Source organism: Streptomyces cirratus (genome assembly GCF_014650775.1).
GTDB classification, from domain to species: domain Bacteria; phylum Actinomycetota; class Actinomycetes; order Streptomycetales; family Streptomycetaceae; genus Streptomyces; species Streptomyces cirratus.
The window spans coordinates 21,490-27,489 of the sequence record NZ_BMVP01000029.1; the positions used below are offsets into that span (position 1 = coordinate 21,490).

7 protein-coding genes and 1 pseudogene are annotated in these 6,000 nt (G+C 69.7%); 1 reads left to right on the forward strand and 7 read right to left on the reverse strand.

The genetic code is table 11. The features are described 5' to 3' along the window. Nucleotides 1-170 precede the first annotated feature (170 nt). On the reverse strand, nucleotides 171-1,004 hold the full coding sequence (locus tag IE207_RS32330) for a PIG-L family deacetylase (protein WP_190187894.1): 834 nt from the start codon (nucleotides 1,002-1,004) through the stop codon (nucleotides 171-173). Nucleotides 1,005-1,702: 698 nt separating this feature from the next. Further along, the gene (locus IE207_RS32335) at nucleotides 1,703-2,551 is read right to left on the reverse strand and encodes an SDR family NAD(P)-dependent oxidoreductase (RefSeq protein ID WP_190187895.1); all 849 of its coding nucleotides are present in this window, start codon (nucleotides 2,549-2,551) and stop codon (nucleotides 1,703-1,705) included. A gap of 103 nt (nucleotides 2,552-2,654) precedes the next feature. On the opposite strand from IE207_RS32335, the gene IE207_RS32340 reads away from it, so the two are divergent. After that, nucleotides 2,655-3,266 carry a CGNR zinc finger domain-containing protein gene (locus tag IE207_RS32340; protein ID WP_190187896.1) on the forward strand — a complete coding sequence of 204 codons (612 nt, stop codon included), beginning with the start codon at nucleotides 2,655-2,657 and terminating at the stop codon, nucleotides 3,264-3,266. A 95-nt stretch (nucleotides 3,267-3,361) separates the two neighbouring features. On the opposite strand, the gene IE207_RS32345 is transcribed toward IE207_RS32340, so the two are convergent. From IE207_RS32345 to IE207_RS32360, 5 genes and pseudogenes are all read right to left on the reverse strand, one after another. Continuing rightward, nucleotides 3,362-3,520, reverse strand: a complete 159-nt coding sequence (locus IE207_RS32345) for a hexameric tyrosine-coordinated heme protein (RefSeq protein ID WP_229874268.1) — start codon at nucleotides 3,518-3,520, stop codon at nucleotides 3,362-3,364. Nucleotide 3,521: 1 nt separating this feature from the next. After that, nucleotides 3,522-3,599 (reverse strand): annotated as a pseudogene (locus IE207_RS34285) (hexameric tyrosine-coordinated heme protein); the annotation flags it as partial. Between the two features lie 93 nt (nucleotides 3,600-3,692). Beyond that, the gene (locus tag IE207_RS34045) at nucleotides 3,693-4,172 is read right to left on the reverse strand and encodes a tautomerase family protein (protein WP_308433704.1); all 480 of its coding nucleotides are present in this window, start codon (nucleotides 4,170-4,172) and stop codon (nucleotides 3,693-3,695) included. After that, nucleotides 4,058-4,864: an MBL fold metallo-hydrolase gene (locus IE207_RS32355; RefSeq protein WP_190187897.1), complete on the reverse strand. Its 807-nt coding sequence runs from the start codon at nucleotides 4,862-4,864 to the stop codon at nucleotides 4,058-4,060. Before IE207_RS32355 ends, IE207_RS34045 begins: the two co-directional genes overlap by 115 nt. Nucleotides 4,865-5,013: 149 nt before the next feature. Continuing rightward, nucleotides 5,014-5,865, reverse strand: a complete 852-nt coding sequence (locus tag IE207_RS32360) for a LysR family transcriptional regulator (RefSeq protein WP_229874272.1) — start codon at nucleotides 5,863-5,865, stop codon at nucleotides 5,014-5,016. Nucleotides 5,866-6,000 lie beyond the last annotated feature (135 nt).

Consider the following 6,000-nt stretch of genomic DNA (forward strand, 5'->3'; position numbering starts at 1 on the left):
CCGATGCTCGACGTACGCGGCGGTGGCATCGCGGTGCCGGCCCTCCGCTTCCCCTCGGAGCCCGGCCCTTCCGCTCAACTGCGGACCCGGCCATGGTGCAGTGAGACGGGACGGATGCCCGCAGAGGAAGGCCAGGTGCGCCGCCCACGGGGCCCGGCCGGACGGTCGGGTCAGCGCAGACCGGTGAAGAGATCGTTCTCGGGCACGGCCGCGCCGGTGGCGTCCTGGACCCGCACGAAGGTCTCCGTGCCCATCAACGCGCCGAACCTTTCCTTGCCCATCCTGAGGAGGAAGATGTTCTCGCCCTGACTGGCGTGTGCGGCCAGCGCGTCGAACTTCTGACCGCTGAATGCGGTGGTGTCCACCCACGTGGTGATCTCATCGTCGGGGAGGCCGATCTCGGCCAGCGCAGCGGCCTCGGCAGGATCCGGTTCCGGCATGTCCTCATGGAACTCGCGCATGATCTGGCCGAACCGCTCCATCGCCGAGCGTGGCATCGTCGTCCAGTACACCTTCGGTGTCAGCGCGGTCATCTCGAGCGCCGCCATCGTGATGCGGTGGGCCTGGATGTGGTCGGGGTGGCCGTAGAAGCCGTTCTCGTCGTAGGTGACGACCACATCGGGCCGGTAGTGCCGCATGAGGGCCGCGAGTCGGGCAGCGCCCTCCTCGACGGGGGTCTTCCAGAACGATCCAGGGGCGTCGTTGCTCGGCCAGCCCATCATCCCGGAGTCCGCATAGTCCAGCATCTCCAGGTCACTGACCTTCAGGACGTCACAGCTCGCCTCAAGTTCTTGTCGGCGCATCAAGGCGACGGCCGTCGGGTCGTGCCCGGGATCACCCGGCTTGACACCCCCCGGACCGTCACCGCAACCGCCGTCGGTACACGTCACGAGAACCGTGCGGATGCCCTCTGCCGCGTATCGAGCGAGGACTCCTCCCGTTCCGGTGGCCTCGTCGTCGGGGTGGGCGTGCACTGCCATGAGCGTCAAGGGCCGGTCCGTCATGAAGAAATCCTCCCGCAGGAACATGTGTGGGTCCGGGTGCGCGGTGGGCGTTCCGCGATCCGGGAGGCCTGACCGTGCTGGGGCATGACATCGTTCGCGCCCGGGCGGCGCCAGACCTCCGATCGGTGCAACGGTGCCAGCCGGGCCGGCTGTTCCCGGCGCGGCTGCTCGGCCGTCGACCAGCTCCCCTGGAGGCGTCTCGCAGACTCCCTCCTGCTGCGGAGGGTAACCGGTCGGCAGACGGTCAAAGTTTCCTGTGTTGACCTTCACCTTGGGGGAAGGCACAGCATCAGTGGGGCCGGGCGATGTGCTCGGCATGAGGAGGCACGAGCACGGGGTTGCTGACCATCGGGGCGTTCGCGAAGGCGTCCCGACTGTCGCCGAAGGCGCTACGTCTTCACGACGAACTGGGCCTGCTGACCCCCGGAATAACTGCTCTCATCTCCCCGTACCTGACCGAACAGGTCAATCGGCCGGTTCGAGCTGGACATGGGCAACCGGCTCGACCTCCACCCGGTTGTGCCCGTCCCCCGCCGACAGGTGGACGGCGGCCGGCTCCGGCCGGGGAGAGCGCTGAGCAGTGGTAGGACAGGGGTCTGGGTCGAAGCCATCTGCGGTGGCTTCGACCCAGACCCCTACTGCCGTGCTGTGGGGAGAGCCGGGCCGGCTTCGCCATGCCACGTCCCGGCCGTGGCTTGCTACCTGTCGACGGCGTCGGTCACACCCTGCCAGCTGTCCAGGTCCGCGATGCGGGCTTCCAGAGCGGGGCGCATGCCCGTCGCGCTGGAGGCACCGAGGGCCAGGCGCAGCGGGGGGTTGGGGCTGTCGACGGCAGTCCGGATGCCTGCGGCGATGCGCGCCGTGGTGGAGAACGCGGATGCCGGCAGCTCGCCGATGCCCTTCTGGACCTCGCGGACGGTCTGGTCGTAGTCGCCGAGGCCGGTGGCGACATCGAGGTTGGCCAGGAAGGGGGTGGCGGTCAGTCCGGGCTGGATGATCGTGACCTTGATGCCGAGCGGCGCGACCTCAGCCGCCAGCGCGTCCGACAGTCCCTCGACCGCGTACTTGGTGGCTGCCAGCAGGCCCACGCCGGGGTGGGCGGACTGCCCGTAGACCGACGAGCCCTGGAGTATGTGCCCGGACCGCTGGGCGCGGAGCACCGGCAGCGTTGCGCGGAGCACGTTGAGCACTCCGAAGACGTTGGTGTCGAACACGGCGCGGACTTGGGTGTCGGAGGCCTCCTCAACGGCTCCGAACAGTCCGTAGCCCGCGTTGTTGGCCACCACGTCGATGCGGCCGAACCGCGTGAGCGTGCCCTCCACCGCGTCCTGTACGGCTTGCTCGTCACGTACGTCCGCCGGGATGAGGAGCAGGCGCTCGTCGTGCGCTTCCGCCAGGTCGTCCAGGGCGGAGGTGTCGCGGGCGAGGGCCGCGACGGCGTCGCCGTTCTCCAGCGCCTGGAGCGCCAGTTCTCGGCCGATGCCGGACGTCGCGCCGGTGATCAGCCATGTGCGGGGATGCGTCTGAGGGTTGAATGATCCGTTCATGTTGCGACCGTATGGCGTTAGCTCGCAACGAGTCAACTTCCTTGGACATAAAGGTTGCTTGCTAAGAGGATTAGCGCTGCTTGCACTGTTGTAGTGTGGAGGCATGACCAGTGCGGCAGCCGGATCTTCCAGAGTCAGCCCGCGTACCGTGACGCCGACGGTCGAGACCGTTCTCGCGTTCGTGAACACGCGAGCGGACGGATCGGGTCGCCGAGAGCTGTTCGGGGACGGGGACTCGTTCGCGGCGTGGCTGGCGGAGCGCGCCGAGTTCGGTGGCGAAACCGTGGTGACCGACGCCGACGCCGCGGTCGCGCGCGAGCTGCGTGATGCCTTGGTGACTCTGCTGCTCGCGCACTCGGGCGACGAGGAGAGTCTGGGTGAGCCGCTGCAGCGTGCCGAGCGGCACCTGCGGCGCGTGGGTTCGCTCTACCCACTGGCGACGGTGGTGACGGCGGGCGGTGTGGAGCTGGCGTCGCCGCAGGCGGGGGTGCCGCACGTGTTCGGAACCGTGCTGGCTGCGGTGACGACGTTCGCGCAGAGCAGCGACTGGGGGCGGATCAAGGCGTGCCGGAATCCCCCGTGCCATTTCGGTTTCTTCGACCGCACCCGCAACGGGGCGGGGCTGTACTGCAGTACCGGCTGCGGCTCTCAGGTGTCGATGCGCAAACACCGCCAGCGGCAGCGCCAAGGCAGTGATGCGCCGTCCGGCGCGTGAGGCGGCCCGTCCAGCGGGGACAGCACGACTGCCGGGCGCCCGGAGCCGCGATGGGCGGTGCGACGATCTGGGACTTGCGCTGGCCCCGGACATGGTCAGCGCCAGTAGTCGTTGGCGGCGGCGATGGTGGCGAACTCGATGGCGACCACCTGGGCGACCGCGACGAGCGAGTCTGGGTTCTCCGCGTACTGGGGACGCAGTTCGGCGCGGTTCGGCGCGGACCGTGTCGTCGTGCTGGGTCGCCTTGATGACAAGCCGGGCCATCTTGATGGCGAGCTCGCGGCCTTCCTGGGGCGTGGCGGTCTTGAGGGAATTGTTGGGGACGAGTTCCATGCCGGTGCCCCTGCGAGCGTGCGGGGACGGGCTGGCTGGTGGGATACCTGATGCCGCGCCATGGCGGTCGCGTCGGCCGTCGGCGTCAGGAGTTCAGCGTCCGGGGACGGGGAGGTCGCCCTCGACGTACAGGGCGCGGCCGTCGGCGAAGGACCAGTCCTCGGGGCCGTTCTCGAAGTAGCTGACGAACAGGTCCTTGCCGTCGACGCCGGCTTCGGCGAGCTGCTTGGCGAGCGTGTGGTACACGCGCTGCTTGTCCTCGGTGCTGGGGCCGCGCCGGGTGAAGACGTGGACGATGACGGTACCGGGGGGCGCTGGAAGCCCAGGCCGGCGTCGAAGGCGGTGAATGAGCGACTGCTGGACGGCGTCGGCGATGGCCCGGATGTTCTCGCGGCTGCGGCCGCGGAGCAGGTCGATGCGTTTGAGGGGCGTGGCGCAAAGCCTTCGGGTCAGGGTGGTCAGGGCATCAGCGGGAGCCAGCTGCCGTGGTCGGCGATGCGCAGGACCGGCGTGAGGCCCGCGTCGTCGAAGGCGCGCTCGATGGCATCGCGGCCCTCGGTGAAGTGGGCCCAGCCGTCGTAGTGGGCCGGGACGACCGTACGCGCGCCGAGGACGGCTGCCGCAGCGGCGGCACGGTGGCCGTCCAGGGACAGCGGCCGGCCGTCGAACTTGGTCGGGACGCGTGCCGCTCCCGCGTGCAGCACGGCCGCGTCGATGTCCGGCACCCGGCGGGAGATCTCCACCACGGTGCGGATCGAGGCGTTGTCACCGCTCAGATACACGGTGGGGAGTCCCTGTCCGGACAGCACGAAGCCGACGACCTCGCAGTTGACGTTCCCCTCGGCGTCGCGTTCGCCGTCCTCGGGGCCATGCACCGCCGGGACGGCGAGCACGGTCAGGTCGCCCCCGCCGTCCCTGCGGGGCAGGGTGTGGCTGGCCCAGGGGGACAGGCCGATGGCCGGGGCGCCGAGCCGGTCGGCAGCCAGAGGTCCCGTGAGAACCAGGGATGCGGTCTTCGCGAACGCCCGGCCGCGCTCGTCAAGGTTGTCCGGATGCCCGTCGTGGCTGATCAGGACGAGGTCGACCGGCCCCACCGCGTCCTCGTCGGCGGCGGGTCCAGCAGTCTTGGTGAGGTACCCGTGCGGACCGGGCTCGTCGAAGGTGGGATCGCTGACGATGCGCAGGCCGCCGAGATCGAGCACGGCGGTCGGGCCGCCCAGGACGGTGATCGCGCATTCCTGCCGGGCCAGCACTGTCGTGTTCATTGTCGCCTACACCTCGTGATCTTGTTTCGTTGTCCCCTGCCCTCGACGCTAACGACCGCCTGGACCGGCGTGAAATGCCTGGTACGACGCACCCATGCATGGCAGACATGGATGCTGTTCACCGCTGGCGGCAGTGTGCGCCGCGGCTTCTACCCGGTCACGGCGGCGTCCAGGAACCGCCGGATGAGGGTGCGCCGGGCATCGGGCAGGTGGACGAGGCTGACCGGGATCGGCGGTGCGTTGGTCAGGGGCACGAAGCGGACGGCGGGGTGCTGAGTGCGGCGTTGCGCAACCTCGGGGACGATGCCGATGCCGCGGTTGGCGGCCACCGTCTCCAGCCATTCGTCGTAGTTGGCCGTTTCCATGAGTTGGGCCGGGCGCTGGTCCTCGGGCCAGGACCAGGGGCCGGTGGTTCCGCTGACAGTGTTGACGACCAGCGGCCAGTGCTGGACGTCGGTCCAGTCCAGCCGGCCGAGGCGGGTCAGCTCGCAGCGCTCGGAGCACACGGCGATCCTCGGCTCGTCGAACAGGTGCACGCTGCTCGCCCCTTGCGGCGCGTCGAGGTCGCCGCGAACGAGAGCGATGTCGACGGTGTGCTGACGCAGCGCCTGCAGCGGATCGTCGGTCCGGGTCAGGGCGACCGATGCGCCGGTGGTCTGTTCGAAACGGGCAACGGTCTGCTGGGCCCAGGGGTCGGGCAGCAGCCAGCTGAAGCCGAGCCGGAGGGTGACCTGGCCGCTGACGGCGGCGAGGGCCTGGTCCATGGCCGCGAGCACCCGCTCGGCGTGGACGAGGAACTCCGCGCCGGTGTCGGTCGGTTCGACGTGCCGAGAGGACCGGTCGACCAGGCGGACGCTCAAGGTGGCCTCCAGCTGCGCGATCGTGCGGCTCAGCGCCGGCTGTGTGATCAGCAGCTCCTCGGCGGCGCGCGAGAACGAGCGATGGCGGGCCACCGACCTGAAGGCCCGCAGGTGCCGCAGCTCGACGTCCAAACCCCTCACCACCCTTCCGCGCATCGATGCCTGCGGTGCATAGCAGCAGCGTAACCGGCATTTCAAAGGCCCGGCACGCCCTGCCTAGTGCTGTGACCGGGAAGGTTCGCCGGGTTGAGCGGTCAGGCTGCGGTGGGTAGGGGT

Coding starts and splice junctions, on each gene's coding strand:
- IE207_RS32355 (WP_190187897.1), bottom strand. CDS start 4,864: ATGAACACGACAGTGCTGGCCCGGCAGGAATGCGCGATCACCGTCCTG.
- IE207_RS32340 (WP_190187896.1), top strand. CDS start 2,655: ATGACCAGTGCGGCAGCCGGATCTTCCAGAGTCAGCCCGCGTACCGTG.
- IE207_RS32335 (WP_190187895.1), bottom strand. CDS start 2,551: ATGAACGGATCATTCAACCCTCAGACGCATCCCCGCACATGGCTGATC.
- IE207_RS32330 (WP_190187894.1), bottom strand. CDS start 1,004: ATGACGGACCGGCCCTTGACGCTCATGGCAGTGCACGCCCACCCCGAC.